A 19754-nucleotide genomic window follows, 5' to 3' on the forward strand; every position below is an offset into this window, starting at 1 on the left:
CGCGCTGCTTGTCCATTTCCTCCTTGATCTTCTTACCCATGGCGCGGCGCAGAAGGTCAGCTTCACCAAGCGAGTAACCGGACAGAACCTGGGCGATCTGCATCACCTGTTCCTGGTAGATGATAACGCCCTGTGTTTCTTTCAGCAGGTGGTCGATCATCGGATGGATCGATTCCAGTTCCTCTTCGCCATGCTTACGGGCGTTGTAGACCGGAATGTTTTCCATCGGACCCGGACGATAAAGCGCCACGAGCGCAATGATGTCCTCGATACAGTCTGGGCGCATACCAATCAGCGCCTTGCGCATGCCGGCACTTTCCACCTGGAACACGCCGATGGTTTCACCACGCGACAGCATTTCATAGGTCTTCTGGTCATCCAGCGGAATGCTGGCCAGATCGACATGAATGCCGCGCTTGGCGACAAAATCGACCGCGACCTTCAAGACGGTCAGGGTCTTCAGACCGAGAAAGTCGAACTTGACGAGGCCAGCACTTTCCACCCACTTCATGTTGAACTGGGTCACCGGCATGTCGGAGCGCGGATCGCGGTACATCGGCACCAGCTTCGACAACGGACGGTCGCCGATCACGATACCGGCGGCGTGGGTCGAGGCGTGACGATAGAGACCTTCGATCTTCTGGGCGATATCCAGAAGACGCGCCACGACAGGTTCAGCATCCGCCTCTTCGCGCAGTCTCGGTTCTTCCTCGATGGCCTTGGAGAGTGGTGTCGGATTGGCCGGGTTGTTGGGCACCAGCTTACAGATCTTGTCGACCTGACCGTAAGGCATTTCAAGCACGCGACCAACGTCACGCAAGGCCGCACGGGCCTGCAGCGAACCGAAGGTGATGATCTGGGCGACCTGCTCGCGGCCGTATTTCTGCTGCACATAGCGGATCACCTCTTCGCGGCGATCCTGGCAGAAGTCGATATCGAAGTCGGGCATCGATACGCGTTCCGGATTGAGGAAGCGTTCGAAGAGCAGCGAAAAGCGCAGCGGGTCAACGTCGGTGATGGTCAGCGCGTAAGCAACCAGAGAGCCCGCACCGGAACCACGACCGGGACCAACCGGGATGTCATGGACCTTCGCCCATTTGATAAAGTCGGCAACGATCAGGAAGTAGCCAGGGAATTTCATGCGCTCGATAATGGAGAGCTCGAAGTCCAGACGCTCGCGATATTCCTCTTCCGTATAGCCATCGGCAATACCGAGCTTCTCGATGCGCATATCCAGACCTTCAACGGCCTGGCGACGCAGTTCCTGCGCCTCTGCCTTTTCAGCGGCTTCGGTGTCTTCGCTGGCGCCGGTGAAACGCGGCAGAATAGGCCCGCGTTTTTTCAGCACATAGGAGCAACGCTGCGCAACTTCGACGGTGTTTTCCAACGCCTCTGGCAGATCGGAAAACAGCTTTACCATCTCCTCACGGCTCTTGAGGTAGTGATCCGGTGTCAGGCGGAAGCGGCTATCATCGGAAACGATGGCATTGTGGGCCACCGCCATCAGCGCATCATGGGCCTCATAATCGGCACGCGACGGGAAAAAGGCTTCGTTGGTGGCAACCAGCGGCACATCATGTTCGTAAGCCAACGTGACAACGCGGCGCTCATGCGCCCGGTCATAATTACCCTGACGCTGCAACTCCATATAAAGCCGGTCACCGAACAGGCCCTTCAACGCCAACAGACGTCGTTCAGCCTGAGCGGTGTGACCCTCTCTAAGCGCAATATCCACCGGACCGCCGGATGCACCGGTCAACACGATCAAACCGCTATTATCGCCCTCTTCCAGCCATGAGCGATTGACGCGCACGGACTGCCCGCTTTCACCGTCGAGATAGGCGCGGCTGACAAGATCAACCAGCCGTTCGTAACCCGCAGCGGTGGCAGCGAGGAATACAAGAGCAGGCAGTTTGGCAAGATTGTTGTTCGGACGCCGGTCTTCCGTTGCGTCCTCCATATCGACGGACACCTGGCAACCGATGATGGGCTGCAGTCCCTCATCCCGTGCCTTTTCGGAAAATTCGAGCGCGACGAACAGATTGTTCGTATCGGTTATGGCAATGGCTGGCTGCCCATCGGCAACAGCCTTGGACATGACCTTTTTAAGAGGCAGAGCGCCTTCCAGAAGCGAATAGGCTGAGTGAACCCGAAGATGCACGAAACCGGGCGTTCCACGCGCCTGTCCTGCATGTTCAATGGTGGAGTTGTTCTCACTCATTCGCCTGATATCCCGTGTTCTGAATCACGGGAGATTTTCTATCGTTCACCCCACAAAGTCCACAGCAAAGCCGCAAGAACAATGAGGACAACCGCACGGAAAAAGCGTTGCGTGCAGTGAAATAACTTAAAGCGCCGTCAGGATCATCGAGAAGCTGGCAACAAAGACAGCGATAGAGGCGAAGGCTGCAACGTCACGGATAATGTCGGTCATTGGACTCTCCTTACTCGTTATGTTTCCAATTTGTTCTCATTTTGTTTCAAAGTCAACACATTTTTGTATTCTGTTTTTCACACCCTAAATTTAAAGGTCTGAGCGGCCCAATCGGTTCCCTGCCCGCGTTTCAAACGGCCAAAAGAAAACCCGGCTGATGAGGCCGGGTTTTGCATGTCATTCAATTTTGCAGCAGCTATCAGAACGCGACAATCTTGCCTTCGCTGATCGTCACACGCCTGTCCATGCGGGCTGCAAGATCGTGATTGTGCGTTGCGATCAATGCCGCCAGGCCGGACTGGCGAACCAATGCTTCCAGCGCATCAAAAACATAATGTGCCGTTTCCGGATCCAGGTTGCCGGTCGGTTCATCGGCCAGCAGCAATAGCGGGGCATTGGCAACGGCGCGGGCAATGGCAACACGCTGCTGTTCACCGCCGGAAAGCTCTGCCGGGCGGTGATCGGCCCGGTGGCCGATCCGCATGTAGTCGAGCAGCTGCGCTGCGCGCTGGCGGGCTTCCTTGTCGGAAAGGCCGGCAATCAGCTGCGGCATCATGATGTTTTCAAGCGCCGTGAATTCCGGCAGCAGGTGATGGAACTGGTAAACGAAGCCGATATCGCTGCGGCGGATGGCCGTCCGCTTGTCATCAGCCAGTGTGCCGCAGGGCACGCCGTCCACATAGACCTCACCCTCGTCGGGATGCTCCAACAATCCGGCCAGATGCAGGAGTGTGGATTTCCCGGTACCCGATGGTGCGACCAGCGCAACGATCTCGCCGCTTTTCATTTCGAATTCGGCATTGTTGAGAATGTTGAGAACATTCTCCCCCTGCCCGTAACTTCTGTGTACGCCCGTCAGCCGCAACGCGGTTTTTCTGCTCATGGTCGACGCGGTCCTTATTCGTATCGCAGAGCCTGCACAGGGTCGAGCTTGGAGGCCCGCCATGCAGGGAAGATCGTGGCGATGAACGACAGCGTCAGCGCCATGATCACCACGGAAATGGTTTCGCTGATATCCATTTCAGCCGGCAACTGGCTGAGGAAATAAAGCTGCGGGTCAAACAGCACCGTGCCCGAAATCCACGAGAAGAACTGGCGGATCGATTCCACGTTCAGGCAGACGATCACACCCAGCAGCACACCTGCAAAGGTGCCCACCAGACCGATGGCTGCACCGGTCATGAAGAAGATACGCATCACCGCGCCCGAACTTGCGCCCATGGTGCGCAAAATGGCGATGTCACTGCCCTTGTCCTTCACCAGCATGATCAGGCCGGAAATGATGTTGAGCGCCGCGACCAGCACGATCAGCGTCAGGATCATGAACATCACGTTGCGTTCTACCTGAAGTGCCGAGAAGAAGGTCTGGTTCCGCTGACGCCAGTCGGTGATGTAGATCTGCCGGCCTGCCGCCTCTTCCACCAGTGGACGCAGCGTATCAACCTGGTCTGGATGTTCCACGAACAGTTCGATCGATTGCACGAGACCATCAGCGTTGAAATAAAGCTGCGCTTCGGGAAGCGGCATATACACCATGGAGGCGTCGTATTCCGACATGCCGATCTCGAAGACACCCGAGATGGTGTAGGATTTGACGCGTGGATTGACACCCATCGGCGTGATATCGCCTTCAGGCGCAATCAGCGTGATCTGGTCACCGGCCGTAACACCCAGCGACGACGCCAGACGGGAACCAACCAGCACGCCCTCACCCGACATGTAACCGACGAGATCACCAACCTTGATATTGGTGGAGACTTCTTTCAGCTTCTCAATGTCTTCGCCACGCACGCCGCGCACCAGCGCGCCGCTGCCAGCACCGGCGCGGCCCTGCGCAAGGGTTTGGCCCTCGACCAATGGCAGCGCCATGGTGATGCCCTTGATGCCGGCAAATTTCTTTGCCAGCTCATCGTAATTGTTGAAGGGACTATCAATCGGCTGCACAACCATGTGGCCGTTGATGCCCAGAATGCGGGAAATAAGCTCGGTGCGGAAACCGTTCATCACCGCCATGACGATGATGAGCGTTGCCACACCCAGCATGATGCCAACAAAGGAAAACCCGGCGATCACCGAAATGAACGCCTCCTTGCGGCGGGCGCGCAGGTAGCGCCAAGCCACCATACGCTCGAAGGCCGAAAACGGCCGCGCAGCTGTATCCTTTATGGAGGAACCAGCAGCGTCTTCAGCCCCGGCTTTTGCCATTTCGTCTCCCTGCCCCAGCCGCTTAACCGAGGACCCTGTTCAAGGCGGCTTCGATCGTGACATTCTCACGCTCGCCGGACTTGCGGTTCTTCACTTCAACTTCACCATTGGCAACCGAACGTGGTCCGACAATGATCTGCAACGGAACACCGATCAGATCGGCTGTTGCAAACTTCTGGCCTGCGCGGTCATCCGTATCGTCGTACAGCACGTCCTTGCCGGCATTGGAAAGCGTGTAATACAGCTTCTCACATGCGGCATCCGTTGCTGCGTCGCCAGCCTTCATGTTGATGATGACAACATCGAACGGGGCGACCGATTCCGGCCAGATGATTCCGTTTTCGTCATGCGATGCTTCAATGATGGCGGGAACAAGGCGTGTTGGTCCAATGCCATAGGAACCCATGTGGACAAGGTGTTCCTTGCCGTCCGGACCCTGAACCTTTGCACCCATCGGCTCGGAATATTTCGTGCCGAAATAGAAGATGTGACCCACTTCAATACCGCGTGCCGAAATGCGTTCGCCTTCCGGCATCGCGTCATAAGCGGCTTCGTCGTGCATTTCAGAGGTGGCAGCGTAATCGGCTGTCCAGTCGTTGAACACGTCCTGCAGAGCGGCGACATCATCAAAGTTGGTGTCGGCAGCAGGAATGTCGCGGTCGAGGAAACTCTTGTGGCAGAAGACTTCCGATTCACCGGTGTCGGCCAGAATGATGAATTCATGGCTGTGGTTGCCACCGATCGGGCCGGTATCGGCGCGCATTGGAATGGCACGCAGACCAAGACGCGAGAAGGTGCGCAGGTAAGCAGTGAACATCTTGTTATAGGAGTGGATGGCACCTTCCTTCGTCAGGTCGAAAGAATAGGCATCCTTCATCAGGAACTCGCGCGAGCGCATGGTGCCAAAACGTGGGCGCAGCTCGTCACGGAACTTCAACTGAATGTGGTAGAGGTTCAGTGGCAGGTTCTTGTAGGACTTGACGTAAGACCGGAAAATGTCGGTGATCATTTCCTCGTTGGTTGGCCCGTACAGCATCTGTCGGTCCTGACGGTCCTTGATGCGCAGCATTTCCTTGCCGTAGTCTTCGTAACGACCGCTCTCCTGCCACAGCTCGGCAGACTGCAAGGTCGGCATTAGAAGCTCAACCGCGCCAGCGCGGTTCTGTTCTTCACGAACGATCTTGTTGACCTTGTCCAGAACGCGCTTGCCCAGTGGCAGCCAGGAATAGATGCCCTGCGAGTGCTGGCGGATCATGCCTGCACGCAGCATAAGGCGATGCGAAACGATCTCCGCTTCCTTGGGATTTTCCTTGAGGATGGGCATGAAATAACGGCTGAGACGCATATCGGATTCCGTGACTTTGGCGAACCGGGCTCTCCAGCCGGGAATCGCCGCAACAAAGGGCTGTTTGCGCCGTTCATAACCGTTTCCCAGACAGAAGGAAACCCGGCACAAGACAACACCAAAAAGCACGCACATGACGGTTTTGCGACATCAACATCTCTCATTGCGTGTGTTCGAAGAATATTTTTGCCGCAAGCATTGCGACATATCGCCCAAGGGAGAAATTTTTGCCGAGTGTAGCAAAAATGCAAAAATTCTGATGACAAGCACCAAGGATTGAGCTAGCCTTAGCTCATAAAACAGGCATGAAGAACAAATTCCTGCCAATTTCGCGGTCAGTCTTGGGAGGATCAGATCTTAGGCGCGCTTTGTCGCTGCCCCGGCAACGGTTACAGATCACGCGAAAATTAGAAAACAAGGCTTCAACGCCTTGTTTTTTTTTGCTTTTCAGCAAGTCATAAAACGAAGCAGTGCAAATTTCGGCCAAATTGCGACTGTCAAGTACACAAATTTTGTCGGGAACTCTCTGCCCCAGACTCATGACAGGCATGTGACAGGTTATTGTGCTATAAGCCGCCGCTTCGCGACGAATGGTGTGTCCTGCCGCGTCGCAGGACAGCAAAAGCGACGAGATTCGCTCTGCCGCTTCTTTAAAAGGTGGCGCTCAGTCTCAGCGATTGAACATCGGGAACAGCTCGAAGATATCTTCCAGCTCAAAATTGAACCACCAGGTCAGCAAAAGCCAGGCGGCCAGCAAGGCAGCCGACACAACCGTGTTGAGCGCGATGACCTTCAGCCCCCTGAACCGTGCAGGCGCACTGGCAACCGTTCCGGGCAGCACTTCCCCCTCTTCCGCCTGGGTTCGCAAACCAATGGGCAACACGACAAAGAGCGTTGTCCACCAGATGACGAAATAGATGGCGAAATAGGATAGAAAAGTCATGGGCACCCGCTATCAGTTTTTGTTGTCACTATAGAGAAGATCGCGCCAAAAGCATCAGGCGACATCGCTTATTCATCGCTTCACCGCATGTCCCATCCATACAACGCCTGTCCGGTTTAGTTGGAAGCGAAGCGCATAAAATGATTCACGTTTTGCCGACAAGGCGCTGTTTCTGAATCGCTTTCTGCATCATGCGGGGTGTGAGATTTCACTTTAACTGCGGGTCCTTACACCTGTTCTAGCTCGATCAGTGTGCCGAAAAAATCCTTGGGATGCAGAAAGAGAACCAGTTTGCCATGGGCGCCGATTTTCGGATCGCCATCGCCCAGCACCCGTGCACCGGACTGTTTAAGCTGGTCGCGGGCGGTAAGGATGTCTTCCACCTCGTAACAGATGTGGTGCATGCCGCCGGCCGGATTCTTTTCCAGAAACGCCGCGATCGGTGAGTTTTCACCCAGCGGCTCCAGCAATTCGACCTTGGAATTGGGGAGCTCGACAAACACCACGGTCACGCCGTGCTCAGGCAAAAGTTGCCGGGCAGAAACGCGGGCGCCCAGAGTGTCGCGGTAGGCAGATTCGGCTGCGGAAAGATCCGGCACAGCCAATGCCACATGATTGATACGTCCCAGCATAGCCCCTCCCGTAGCTGAACTGACATGCCCAATTGAGCATTTTTTCGACATGGGCAGTTTCATTGCCCATGTCATTTTAAAACGGCGTTATCGTCTAAGTCTTTTAGACCTTGGTCAGGAAGACCGTAACAACTGGCTTTTTGCCCCAGCTCTGGTTTGCAGCGGCGCGCACGGCACGTCGGACGGCTTCGCGCACCATATCGAGGTCCTTGCGCTTGCTGCGCGGAATGCTCTCCACAGCGCCCAGAACGGCATCATAGAGCGTGTCTTCCATGTCCTCGCCTTCGTCATCAAACTCCGGCAGACCAAAGGGTACAACATCCGGATCGCCCACGAAGTCAAAGCGGCTGTCGAGCACGACGTTGACGGAGACATGACCCGCGAAGGACAGCTTGCGTCGGTCGCCGATGCCCATCTCCTCGAAATCACCCATCAGCTTGCCATCCTTGAAGACACGGCCATGCGGCGCATCATCAATGACTTCGACCGGACCGGGAGCCAGACGCAGGATATTGCCATTGCGGACCTTTGGCACAGTCTGGATGCCGGCCTGCTCGGCCAATTCCTTCTGGGCCACCAGATGGGCAGCTTCACCATGCACAGGCACAACGATCTGCGGGCGGGTCCACTCATACATTCTGAGGAGTTCATTGCGGCGGGGATGGCCCGACACATGCACCAACGCTTCATTGTCGGTGACGATATGCACGCCCTGCTCGATCAGGCCGTTCTTGATATCGATGATCGCCTTTTCATTGCCGGGGATGGCACGGGAGGAAAATACCACCGTGTCACCTGAAGCCAACGCCACATTGCGCATTTCATCACGCGACAGCTTGGCAAGTGCGGCACGCGCCTCGCCCTGGGAGCCGGTCAGGATAAGAACAACCTTGTCACGCGGAATATAGCCATATTCATCTTCCGCCAGGAAAGGCTTGATGCCTTCCATGATGCCGATATCCTGGGCGACGTTGACAACGCGCTTCAAGGAGCTGCCAAGCAGCAGCACTTCGCGGCCGGCGGCTTCCGCTGCCTGGGCAATCGAACGGATACGTCCGACATTCGACGAGAAGGTGGTGATGGCCACCCTGCCCTTGGCATTTACGATGATCTGACGCAGGCCTTCCGAGACCTCGTGTTCGGATGGCGAAATACCATCACGCACAGCGTTGGTGCTGTCGCACAAAAGCGCAAGCACACCCTCATCGCCGACGGCACGGAAACGTGCCTCGTCGGTCAATGGGCCAAGCGATGGCTCTTCATCGATCTTCCAGTCGCCGGTGTGAACGACATTGCCAAGCGGCGTGCGAATGACCAGCGACATTGGCTCGGGGATGGAATGGTTGACGCCGACGGCCTCGATTTCGAACGGGCCGACATTGATACGATCACCGGCCTTGAACGGCGTGATTGGAATTTCAGCGCGGGTACCTTCGTAATTGCGCTTGGCTTCCAGCATGCCAGCCGTAAAGCCGGACGCGAACACCGGCACATTCAGGCCCGGCCAAAGATCATTGAGCGCACCATAATGGTCTTCATGCGCGTGGGTGATGATGATGCCCTTGAGGTTTTTTTTCTGTGCCTCGATGTAGCTGATATCAGGCAGCACCAGATCGACACCTGGCAGATCAAGCCCGGCAAAGGTGACACCGCAATCCACCATGATCCATTCACGCTTGGCGGCCGGGCCATAACCATACAGCGCCAAATTCATACCGATTTCGCCAACGCCACCCAGTGGCAGGAATACCAGTTCGTCCTGTTTCGACATTTTTCTTTTCCACATAGCGGTGAAGGAGGCAGCAAACGCACTCCTGCTTCATGACCGCTTTCAAACACCGGCATTTTCTTACAAACCGCCAGTTTCACGGAGCCGGTGCGCACCCGTAATGACGCCTTGCCATTTTCGAGCAGCAAGGATGCTCCAAATTCAAAAGACTTCAACCGATGAGCGACCCAAGGTCAGCTCGTGGTTCGATCAGCCAAAAAACACATCACCGGCGGCAATGGCGCGCAACGGGCCATCATCTTCGTCCAGCAACAGAAAACCATTATCATCGATTCCCGTAAATCGTCCGGATATGGAACGGTCCGGCAGATTAACGGTAATGCGCTCGCCAATGCCGCAGGCAGCCGCCCGCCAGGCGGCCATGATTTCACCAACGCCCTGCCCTCGGTTCCAGATGCTGAGCACCTCTGCCGTTTCGCGAAACAGATGGGCAAAAAGTTCATCCGGTGAGCAGGATGCGCCGTGCTCCGACAGCATGGTGACCGGATAGGCCGGATTGTCAGGCTTATGGGCAATGTTGATGCCGATGCCACTGACGATGGCACGACGACCGTCAGCCAAAAATTCCGCTTCCATCAGAATACCGCAGGTCTTCTTGCGACCGATCAGGATATCGTTTGGCCATTTGATCTCCAGCGGCTCGCCACCGGCTGGCAACACTGCCCGCACGGCGCGGTAAACACCGAGCGCGAAGGCCAAAGGCAAAGAGCCCATGTGTTCGGGCGCAGATGGATCAATCAGCAGAAGGGAAGCGTAGAGATTGCCGCGCTCTGAGACCCATGGTCTGCCGCGCCGGCCTCGCCCGCCTGTCTGGCGGGCGGCGGTAACCCAGAGATTACCAGTTTCGCCCGCTTTTGCGCGGGCGAAACATTCAAAGTTGGTCGATGAGGTTTCATCCAGACCCTCATGCCGGAATTCATCAAGGAAATTCCGGCCGGGTCTCATGCTTGAACTGCTCAAAAGAATGTCTTGGCAGCAGCGTTGACTGCGTTTCCGACCGGGCCACCAAACAGGATGAAGGCCAGAACGAAGATACCGGACAGTGCATAAACGATGCGGTGTTCGATGGCAGGACGCTCGAACTCACCCTTGGCTTCGTCAAACCACATGACCTTGACGACACGCAGGTAATAGAAGGCGCCGACAACCGAGCCAACCACACCAATGATGGCCAGTGCATAAAGCTTGGCTTCAATGGCCGCCAGGAACACGAAGTACTTACCGAAGAAGCCTGCCAGTGGCGGAATGCCGGCCAGCGAGAACATCAGGGCGGTCAGCACAACGGCCATGAACGGGTTGGTGGAGGACAGGCCTGCCAGATCGTCAACCGATTCGACATTGCCGATTTCCTTGCGACGCATGGACAGAATGCAGGCGAAGGTACCGAGCGTCATGACCATGTAAACGGTCATGTACATGACAACACCTGAGATGCCCGCTTCGGTGCCGGCAGCAAGACCGACAAGTGCGTAACCCATATGACCGATGGAAGAATAGGCCATCAGACGCTTGATGTTGCGCTGGCCGATAGCGGCAAACGAACCCAGCAGCATGGACGCGATCGAGATGAACACGACAATCTGCTGCCAGTCAGCAAATACCGGCTGGAAGGCTTCGACAACGATACGAACCAGAATGGCCATTGCACCGATTTTTGGAGCAGCGGACAGGAAGGCTGTTACCGGGGTTGGCGCACCTTCGTAAACGTCAGGCGTCCACATGTGGAACGGCACGGCAGAGATCTTGAATGCAAGACCGGCCAGCACGAACACCAGACCAAAGACCAGGCCGAGCGAACGGTTTTCTGCCGCCAGAACCTTGGCAATTTCTTCAAAGCCGGTGTTGCCGGTGAAACCGTACACCAGCGACATGCCGTAAAGCAGCATGCCGGACGACAGCGCACCGAGCACGAAATACTTCAGACCAGCTTCCGTGGAGCGCAGGCTGTCACGGTTGATGGCGCAGATGACGTAGAGTGCAAGCGACTGCAGCTCGAGCGCCATGTAAAGCGAGATCATGTCGTTTGCCGAGATCATCAGCAGGATGCCGAGGGAGGCAAGCACCAGCAACACCGGATATTCGAAACGACCAATCGGTTCGACACGGTTGTGGCCGATGGCAAGGATCATGGCCACGATCGCACCGATCAGGGCAATGACCTTCATGAAGTTACCGAAGGCATCGGCGACAAAAGCGCCGCCGAAGGCCTCACCACTTGCGGGGCTAAAGACGATCCAGAGACCCGCGACGACGAGCAAGGCCACGGCAAGACCCGTGACTGTCGTTGTCGACTTGTCGCCGGAGAAGACGCCAACCATGAGCAACGCCAGGGCACCGACCGCAAGGATCAGTTCCGGTGTCGCGATATGCAGACTGGCTAAGAGAAGTTCAGCGGTCATGTCCAACGGGTCCTGTCGTCAATTCAAAGTAAGCGCAACATTTTGCGCCGCCTGCAATGCAGCCGTATAGTTGTTAATCACGAGATCCACCGATGCGGCAGTCGCATCGAATACCGGCGCCGGATAGACACCGAAGAAGATCGTCAGGACAACAAGCGGGTAGAGGATGACCTGTTCACGTGGGGACAGATCAAGCATGGACTTGAGGCTTTCCTTTTCAAGCGCACCGAAAATGACGCGGCGGTAGAGCCACAGCGCATAGGCGGCAGAAAGGATAACACCGGTGGCTGCAAACAGCGCAACCCAGGTGTTTGCACGGAAAACGCCGACCAGGGTCAGGAATTCGCCGATGAAGCCAGAGGTACCAGGCAGGCCAACATTGGCCATGGTGAAGATCATGAAGGCAACAGCATATTTCGGCATGTTGTTGACCAGACCACCGTAAGCGGCAATGTCACGCGTGTGCAGGCGATCATAAACAACGCCCACGCAAAGGAAGAGCGCACCCGACACGATACCGTGAGACAGCATCTGGAAGATAGCGCCCTGCAGACCCTGCACGTTGGCTGCAAAGATACCCATGGTCACGTAACCCATGTGGGCAACGGACGAATACGCAATCAGCTTCTTGATGTCTTCCTGCATCAGCGCAACCAGCGAGGTGTAGATGATGGCAAGAACAGACAGTGTGAAGACGAAGGGCGCGAAATAGTCCGACGCCAGCGGGAACATCGACAGCGAGAAGCGGATGAAACCGTAACCGCCAAGCTTCAGCATGACGCCAGCCAGGATAACGGAACCAGCAGTCGGTGCCTGAACGTGCGCATCTGGAAGCCAGGTGTGGACCGGCCACATTGGCATCTTCACCGCAAAAGCTGCAAAACATGCAAGCCACAGCCATGTCTGCATCCCGGCCGGGAAGCCAAACTTCAGCAGCTCGGTGATGTCGGTGGTACCAGCCTGCCAGTACATCGCCATGATGGCGAGCATGGTCAGAACGGAGCCGAGCAGCGTGTAGAGGAAGAACTTGTAGGATGCATAAACGCGATCCTTGCCACCCCACACACCAATGATCACGAACATCGGGATCAGCGTTGCTTCAAAGAAGACGTAGAACAGAACAACGTCGAGAGCGACGAACACACCGATCATGACCACTTCCAGAAGAAGGAAGGCGATCATGTATTCCTTGATGCGCTTTTCAACCGAGTTCCAGCTGGCCAGAACACAGAACGGCATCAGGAAAGTGGTGAGGATGACGAACAGCATGGAAATGCCGTCGACACCCAGATGGTAGGCAGCAATTTCGCCAAACCATGCGTGCTTCTCAACCATCTGGAAGCCCGGGTTCGAATTGTCGAAACCGATCCAGATGAACAGCGACACGATAAAGGTGAACACTGTCGTCAGCAGGGAGACGTTCAGAATATTACGGCGACCATACGGACCGTTTTCATTCGTCAGCAGCAGAAGTGCGACGCCCACCAGCGGCAGGAACGTGACCGTTGAAAGAATTGGCCAATCGGTCATTACAGGGCACTCCCGAGCATCATCCAGGTAACAAGGGCCGCGATACCAATCAGCATCGCAAAGGCATAGTGATAGAGGTAACCGGATTGCAGGCGAACGATGCGGTTGGTTACATCAACCACGCGTGCTGCAACGCCGTTTGGTCCGTAGGTGTCGATGACGGCGACGTCACCCTTCTTCCACAGGAACTTGCCAAGGGCTTTGGCCGAGCGAACGAACAGGAAGTCGTACAGCTCATCGAAATACCACTTGTTGAGCAGGAACTGGTAGAGGCCACGGTGTGTCTCGGCCAGACGCTTCGGTGTCGAAGGCGACTTGATATACATGTACCAGGCGGTCACGAAACCAAGAGCCATGGCCGCAAACGGGCTCCACTTTACCCACTTCGGAACATTGTGGAACTCATGCACGATGTGGTTTTCAGGACCGGTGAACAGTGCACCCTTCCAGAATTCCTCATAGTGGTGGCCGAAGAAGTATTCGACAAAGAACACACCAGAGAACAGTGCACCAGCAGTGAGGATGAACAGCGGAACCAGCATGATCATCGGCGATTCATGAACATGGTGCATGACATCTGCAGAAGCGCGTGGCTTGCCGAAGAAGGTCATGAATGCGAGGCGCCATGAATAGAAGCTGGTGAACAGAGCCGCGATAACCAGCAGCGTGAAGGCGAAACCGCCGAGGCTGGAATGCGAGGCAAAGGCGGATTCGATGATCGCGTCCTTGGAGAAGAAACCGGCAAAACCGATAACAGTACCAGGGATACCAACACCGGTCAGAGCCAGCGTACCAATGGTCATCGTCCAGAAGGTGATGGGGATGTGCTTGCGCAGACCACCCATGTAACGCATGTCCTGCTCACCATCCACAGCGTGGATGACCGAACCTGCGCAAAGGAACAACAGCGCCTTGAAGAAGGCGTGCGTGAACAGGTGGAACACGGCAGCACCGTAAGCGCCAACGCCGAGAGCCACGAACATGTAACCGAGCTGCGAACAGGTCGAATACGCAATAACGCGCTTGATATCGTTCTGCACCAGACCAACGGTCGCTGCAAAGAATGCAGTGATCGCACCGATCAGTGTCACGAAGGTCAAAGCATCCGGCGACAGTTCAAACAGCGGCGACATACGGGCAACGAGGAAGACACCCGCGGTCACCATGGTTGCAGCGTGAATGAGGGCCGACACAGGTGTCGGGCCTTCCATGGCGTCCGGCAGCCAGGTGTGCAGCAGGAACTGCGCAGACTTACCCATCGAACCCATGAACAAAAGCAGGCAGACAGCCGTTATCGCATGGCCCTTGTCCAGCTGCATGCCGAACAGGTTGATGACAGCGTCGGTGGATGCGGCGCCTTCTGCAGGCAGATAGGTGCTGGCGGCCGCAAAGATCGTTTCAAAGTTGATCGAACCGAACAGAACGAAGACGCCGGAAATGCCGAGGATGAAACCAAAGTCACCAACGCGGTTGACGATGAACGCCTTCATGGCAGCCGCAGAGGCCGACGGTTTCTTGAACCAGAAGCCAATGAGCAGATAAGAAGCCAGACCCACGCCTTCCCAGCCGAAGAACATCTGCAGCAGGTTGTCGGAAGTGATCAGCATCAACATCGCGAAGGTAAACAGCGACAGGTATGCAAAGAAACGCGGGCGATGCGGATCGTGGTGCATGTAGCCGATCGAATACAGGTGAACCAGTGTCGATACGGTGTTGACCACGACGAACATGATTGCCGTCAGCGTGTCGATACGGAATGCCCACTGGACATCGATGCCGCCGGACTGGATCCAGCGCAGGACTTCAACCTTGATAACTTCACCACCCTCGCCGTGATGGCCGAGCGCAACGTTGAAGAAAACAATCCAGGACAGGATTGCGACAACGATCATCAGACCGCTGGTGACATATTCCGAAGCCTTGGCACCGATCGAGCGGCCAAACAGACCTGCGATCAGGAAGCCGATAAGCGGCAGAAAGACGATAGCCTTATAGATCATAGCCTTATCAGCCCTTCATCATATTAACGTCTTCCACGGCAATCGAGCCGCGGTTGCGGTAGAAGACAACGAGTATTGCAAGACCGATAGCGGCTTCAGCAGCAGCAACAGTCAGAATGAACAACGCGAAGACCTGGCCAACAATGTCGTTCAGGAAGTGCGAGAACGCGACCATGTTCAGGTTCACGGCCAGCAGGATCAATTCGATCGACATCAGGATGACGATGACGTTCTTGCGGTTCAGGAATATACCGAACACGCCGAGCGTGAAGAGAATGGCGCTGAGCGTCAGGTAGTGGGAAAGTCCGATTTCCATAATTTCTGTTCCTTGATCCGTCCGCGCCTCAGATACCCTGCCCCGGCTTGACCTTGACGACTTCGATAGCCGTCTTCGGATCGCGGGCAACCTGCTTCGAAATGTCCTGACGCTTGATGTCCGTGCGGTGACGCAGGGTCAGCACGATCGCGCCGATCATGGCAACCAGCAGCACGAGGCCAGCCAGCTGGAAGAAGTAGACGTAATGTGTGTAGAGCACATCGCCGAGCGCTGCCGTGTTGGTGCGCTCCGCGATTGGCGGAATTGGCATGCTGATCGACTTGGCAGCCTCGGTTGAGATCATGCTGCCGCCGATAACCACAACAAGTTCGGCCGCCAGAATGAGGCCGATCAATGCACCGACCGGTGCATATTGCAGGACGCCCGAGCGCAGTTCCGCAAAATCGACATCAAGCATCATGACGACGAAAAGGAAAAGCACCGCCACAGCGCCGACATAAACGACCAGCAGGATCATGCCGAGGAATTCGGCTCCCGTCAGAAGGAAGAGACCAGCAGCGTTGAAGAAGGTCAGGATCAGGAACAGAACCGAGTAACCGGGTTCCGTGCCGAAATGACCATGAATGCCGACGCGACCGCGACGAAGGCGAATATATAAAAGAATACAGCCTGCAGACCCATGTTGGTGCCTTTTTGTCCTGATCGGGCGAGAGAATGTTTCACCCTGCCCTTTTGGAGGCCTGCGGCAAAGCCAGCAGACCATACTTACAATTTCCGGTTTTCCGCAAAGACCGATGCTTCACGGAAAGATGCTTTCTTAGCGGTACGGTGCATCGAGCGCGAGGTTGCGCGCGATTTCCCGTTCCCAGCGATCGCCATTTTCCAGAAGACGAGCCTTGTCGAAGTAAAGTTCTTCGCGCGTTTCGGTCGCAAATTCGAAGTTCGGGCCTTCGACAATTGCATCAACCGGGCAAGCTTCCTGGCAGAAACCGCAATAAATGCACTTCACCATATCGATGTCGTAACGAACGGTACGGCGTGTACCATCATTACGGCGCGGACCAGCTTCAATGGTAATGGCCTGCGCAGGACAGATGGCTTCACACAGCTTGCACGCAATGCAACGCTCTTCGCCATTCGGGTAACGGCGCAACGCGTGTTCACCACGGAAGCGCGGCGATACCGGGCCCTTTTCGAACGGATAGTTCACCGTTGCCTTCTGTTTGAAGAAGTGGCGCATCGTCAGGAAAATGGCTCCGACGAATTCCTTGAGGAACAGTGAATTGACGGCTTGTGAAAGGCTTGCCATCTCAACCTCCAAATCTGCAAGCGACCTGAGTGGACATTATGCCATCCCCGTCAGCTTGAGTACGAATGCAACAATAACGACCATGGCGAGCGAGAGCGGAAGGAAGACCTTCCAGCCGAGACGCATCAACTGGTCATAGCGGTAACGCGGAACGAATGCCTTCACCAGTGCGAACATGAAGAAGACCATGACGCCCTTGAGTGCAAACCAGACAATGCCCGGCACCCAGTTCAAGAACCATACGTCAACGATTGGCAACCAGCCACCGAGGAACAGGATGGTTGTGAGCGAGCACATCAGAACAATGGCAGCATACTCACCGAGCATGAACATCATGTATGGGGTCGAGCCATATTCCACCATGTGACCGGCAACCAGTTCCGATTCCGCTTCTGGAAGATCGAAGGGTGGACGGTTGGTTTCGGCAAGGCACGAAATGAAGAAGACGATGAACATCGGGAACAGCGGCAACCAGTGCCAGTCCAGGAAGGATGCCGGCAAGCCGATCATTGTTCCAAGGCCAGTCTGCTGCGCATTAACGATGTCGGTCAGGTTCAACGAACCAACGCAAAGAAGCACGGTGACGATGACGAGACCGATCGACACTTCATAAGACACCATCTGCGCGGCGGAACGAAGTGCGCCGAGGAACGGGTACTTGGAGTTGGAAGCCCAACCGCCCATGATGATGCCGTAAACTTCAAGCGACGAGATCGCGAAGATATAAAGAATGCCGACGTTGATGTTGGCAACAACCCAGCCATCCGCAAATGGGATAACGGCGTAGGTTGCGAGAGCCAGCGTCACGGCAACCAGCGGCGCCAGAAGGAAAACCGCCTTGTTGGCACCGGCCGGAATAACCGGCTCCTTGAGAATGAACTTCAAAAGGTCGGCGAAGGACTGAAAAAGACCCCATGGACCAACAACGTTTGGACCACGGCGCAACTGAACGGCAGCCCAGACCTTACGGTCGGCCAGCAGAAGGAAGGCGATGGACACCAGCAAACACACGAGCAGCAGCAGGGACTGACCGATCATGATCAGCGCGGGCCAGACATAGCTCCAGAAAAACGAATCCATAATCTCCTGCCCTTACTCTGCCGCAGCCTTGAAATTGTTGCGGGCCAATGCGGAGCATTCGGCCATCACGGCGGACGCTCTCGCAATCGGGTTCGTCAAATAGAAGTCCTTCACGGGCGAAGCAAACCCGGACTTGTTCATTTTGCCGGCCTTCTTGGCCAGCGCTTCGATATCTTTTGCGTTGCCAGCAGCGATTTCATCGCTATCGGCAAAGTGCGGATGAGCAGCATAAAGCTGTGCACGCAGAGCCGACAGGGAATCGAATGGCAGCTTGTGACCAAGAACGTCGGACAAAGCACGCAGAACGGCCCAGTCTTCGCGGGCTTCGCCCGGTGCGAAACCAGCGCGTGTGCCCATCTGGACGCGACCTTCGGTGTTGACCCAGATGCCGGACTTTTCGGTGTAGGCTGCAGCTGGCAGGATCACGTCGGCGTTCATTGCGCCGTTGTCACCATGCGAACCGATGTAAACGGTGAACTTCGCACCCTTGGCAGACAGATCGATTTCGTCTGCACCGAGCAGGAACAGCACGTCCATGGACGATACCATTTCAGCGGCGGCGACACCGCCCTGCCCCGGTACGAAACCGAGATCAAGACCACCAACGCGGGAAGCCGCAGTGTGCAGAACGGAGAAGCCGTTCCACTCTTCGGTCACGGCGCCAACAGCAACAGCCAGCTTGGCAGCGGTTGCCAGAACGTCAGCGCCATCGGCGCGCGACAGTGCACCCTGGCCGATCAGGATCAGCGGGTTCTTTGCACCCTTGAGCTTTTCAGCAAAGCTGTGCGAACCATCAACCAGTTCCTTCAGCGTATCGGTGCCGGAACCGAGATAGTCATAGGAGTAACGCAGCTCGCCAGCTTCACCGATCAGACCGATCGGGAAACCGCCACGGCGCCAGCGCTTGCGGATGCGGGCGTTGAGAACGGCCGCTTCGTAGCGTGGGTTTGCACCGATGATCAGCAATGCGTCAGCCTGCTCGATACCTTCAATGGTCGCATTAAAAAGGTAGCTTGCACGACCCAGTGCCGGGTTGAGTGCAGTGCCATCCTGGCGGCAATCAACATTGGCAGAGCCAAGCGATGCCAGCAGCGACTTGAGGGCGAACATTTCTTCGACAGAGGCCAGATCGCCAGCGATCGCACCGATCTTGTCACCGCTTGTTGCGGAGACAGCGGACTTGATGGCGGCGAATGCCTCACCCCAGGATGCTGGAGCCAGACGGCCGTTCTGACGAACGTAAGGACGGTCCAGACGCTGGGTCTTCAAGCCGTCCCAGATGAAGCGGCTCTTGTCGGAAATCCACTCTTCGTTGATGGCTTCGTTGACGCGCGGCATGACGCGCATCACTTCGCGGCCACGGGTATCAACGCGGATCGCGGAACCCAGGGCATCCATCACGTCGATGGTTTCGGTCTTGTTCAGTTCCCACGGACGGGCCGTGAAGGCGAACGGCTTGGAGGTCAGCGCGCCAACCGGGCAGAGATCAACAACGTTGCCCTGCAGTTCCGATGTCATCGCCTGCTCGAGGTAAGTGGTGATTTCAGCGTCTTCACCGCGACCGATAAGGCCGAGTTCAGCAATACCGGCAACTTCTGTGGTAAAGCGAACGCAGCGCGTGCAGTGAATGCAGCGGTTCATCACGGTCTTTACGAGCGGTCCAATATACTTGTCTTCAACCGCACGCTTATTTTCAGCATAACGCGAACCGGCAATACCGAAGGCCATGGCCTGGTCCTGAAGGTCGCATTCGCCGCCCTGGTCGCAGATCGGGCAATCCAGCGGGTGGTTGATGAGCAGGAACTCCATCA

General features: G+C 56.1%; 15 protein-coding genes and 1 pseudogene. All 16 read right to left on the reverse strand.

The window, feature by feature from the left end; translation table 11 throughout:
- On the reverse strand, positions 1 to 2221 hold a 2221-nt coding region (gene dnaE / locus RT613_RS21880), incomplete at its 3' end, for a DNA polymerase III subunit alpha (RefSeq protein WP_313618490.1).
- Positions 2222 to 2633: 412 nt separating this feature from the next.
- Positions 2634 to 3317, reverse strand: a complete 684-nt coding sequence (locus RT613_RS21885) for an ABC transporter ATP-binding protein (protein ID WP_313618491.1) — start codon at positions 3315 to 3317, stop codon at positions 2634 to 2636.
- Positions 3318 to 3331: 14 nt separating this feature from the next.
- Positions 3332 to 4639, reverse strand: a complete 1308-nt coding sequence (locus RT613_RS21890; RefSeq protein ID WP_313618492.1) for a lipoprotein-releasing ABC transporter permease subunit — start codon at positions 4637 to 4639, stop codon at positions 3332 to 3334.
- Between the two features lie 22 nt (positions 4640 to 4661).
- Positions 4662 to 5984, reverse strand: a complete 1323-nt coding sequence (gene proS, locus RT613_RS21895; RefSeq protein ID WP_313618493.1) for a proline--tRNA ligase — start codon at positions 5982 to 5984, stop codon at positions 4662 to 4664.
- A gap of 670 nt (positions 5985 to 6654) precedes the next feature.
- Positions 6655 to 6927 carry a DUF1467 family protein gene (locus RT613_RS21900; RefSeq protein WP_313618494.1) on the reverse strand — a complete coding sequence of 91 codons (273 nt, stop codon included), beginning with the start codon at positions 6925 to 6927 and terminating at the stop codon, positions 6655 to 6657.
- A gap of 227 nt (positions 6928 to 7154) precedes the next feature.
- Positions 7155 to 7559, reverse strand: a complete 405-nt coding sequence (mce, locus tag RT613_RS21905; RefSeq protein WP_313618495.1) for a methylmalonyl-CoA epimerase — start codon at positions 7557 to 7559, stop codon at positions 7155 to 7157.
- Positions 7560 to 7662: 103 nt separating this feature from the next.
- The gene (locus tag RT613_RS21910) at positions 7663 to 9330 is read right to left on the reverse strand and encodes a ribonuclease J (RefSeq protein ID WP_313618496.1); all 1668 of its coding nucleotides are present in this window, start codon (positions 9328 to 9330) and stop codon (positions 7663 to 7665) included.
- Between the two features lie 207 nt (positions 9331 to 9537).
- Complete coding sequence (locus tag RT613_RS21915; protein WP_313618497.1) at positions 9538 to 10293, reverse strand: biotin--[acetyl-CoA-carboxylase] ligase; 756 nt, start codon at positions 10291 to 10293, stop codon at positions 9538 to 9540.
- An 11-nt stretch (positions 10294 to 10304) separates the two neighbouring features.
- The gene (nuoN, locus tag RT613_RS21920) at positions 10305 to 11747 is read right to left on the reverse strand and encodes an NADH-quinone oxidoreductase subunit NuoN (RefSeq protein WP_313618498.1); all 1443 of its coding nucleotides are present in this window, start codon (positions 11745 to 11747) and stop codon (positions 10305 to 10307) included.
- A gap of 18 nt (positions 11748 to 11765) precedes the next feature.
- Complete coding sequence (locus RT613_RS21925) at positions 11766 to 13277, reverse strand: NADH-quinone oxidoreductase subunit M (RefSeq protein WP_313618499.1); 1512 nt, start codon at positions 13275 to 13277, stop codon at positions 11766 to 11768.
- Positions 13277 to 15277: an NADH-quinone oxidoreductase subunit L gene (gene nuoL / locus RT613_RS21930; RefSeq protein WP_313618500.1), complete on the reverse strand. Its 2001-nt coding sequence runs from the start codon at positions 15275 to 15277 to the stop codon at positions 13277 to 13279. The genes RT613_RS21925 and nuoL overlap by 1 nt, the downstream gene beginning before the upstream one ends.
- 7 nt (positions 15278 to 15284) lie before the next feature.
- Positions 15285 to 15593 carry an NADH-quinone oxidoreductase subunit NuoK gene (gene nuoK / locus RT613_RS21935; protein ID WP_313618501.1) on the reverse strand — a complete coding sequence of 103 codons (309 nt, stop codon included), beginning with the start codon at positions 15591 to 15593 and terminating at the stop codon, positions 15285 to 15287.
- Positions 15594 to 15621: 28 nt separating this feature from the next.
- Positions 15622 to 16235, reverse strand: a pseudogene (locus RT613_RS21940) (NADH-quinone oxidoreductase subunit J).
- Between the two features lie 136 nt (positions 16236 to 16371).
- Complete coding sequence (gene nuoI, locus RT613_RS21945) at positions 16372 to 16863, reverse strand: NADH-quinone oxidoreductase subunit NuoI (RefSeq protein WP_192487564.1); 492 nt, start codon at positions 16861 to 16863, stop codon at positions 16372 to 16374.
- A 36-nt stretch (positions 16864 to 16899) separates the two neighbouring features.
- Entirely contained in the window at positions 16900 to 17943 is a 1044-nt protein-coding gene (gene nuoH, locus RT613_RS21950; protein WP_313618502.1) for an NADH-quinone oxidoreductase subunit NuoH, read from the reverse strand.
- 12 nt (positions 17944 to 17955) lie between these two features.
- Positions 17956 to 19754, reverse strand: a 1799-nt coding sequence (gene nuoG, locus RT613_RS21955) for an NADH-quinone oxidoreductase subunit NuoG (protein WP_313618503.1), incomplete at its 5' end; no start/stop codon positions are given.

Origin of the sequence: Agrobacterium sp. (assembly GCF_032092815.1) — a bacterium.
Lineage (GTDB): Bacteria > Pseudomonadota > Alphaproteobacteria > Rhizobiales > Rhizobiaceae > Agrobacterium.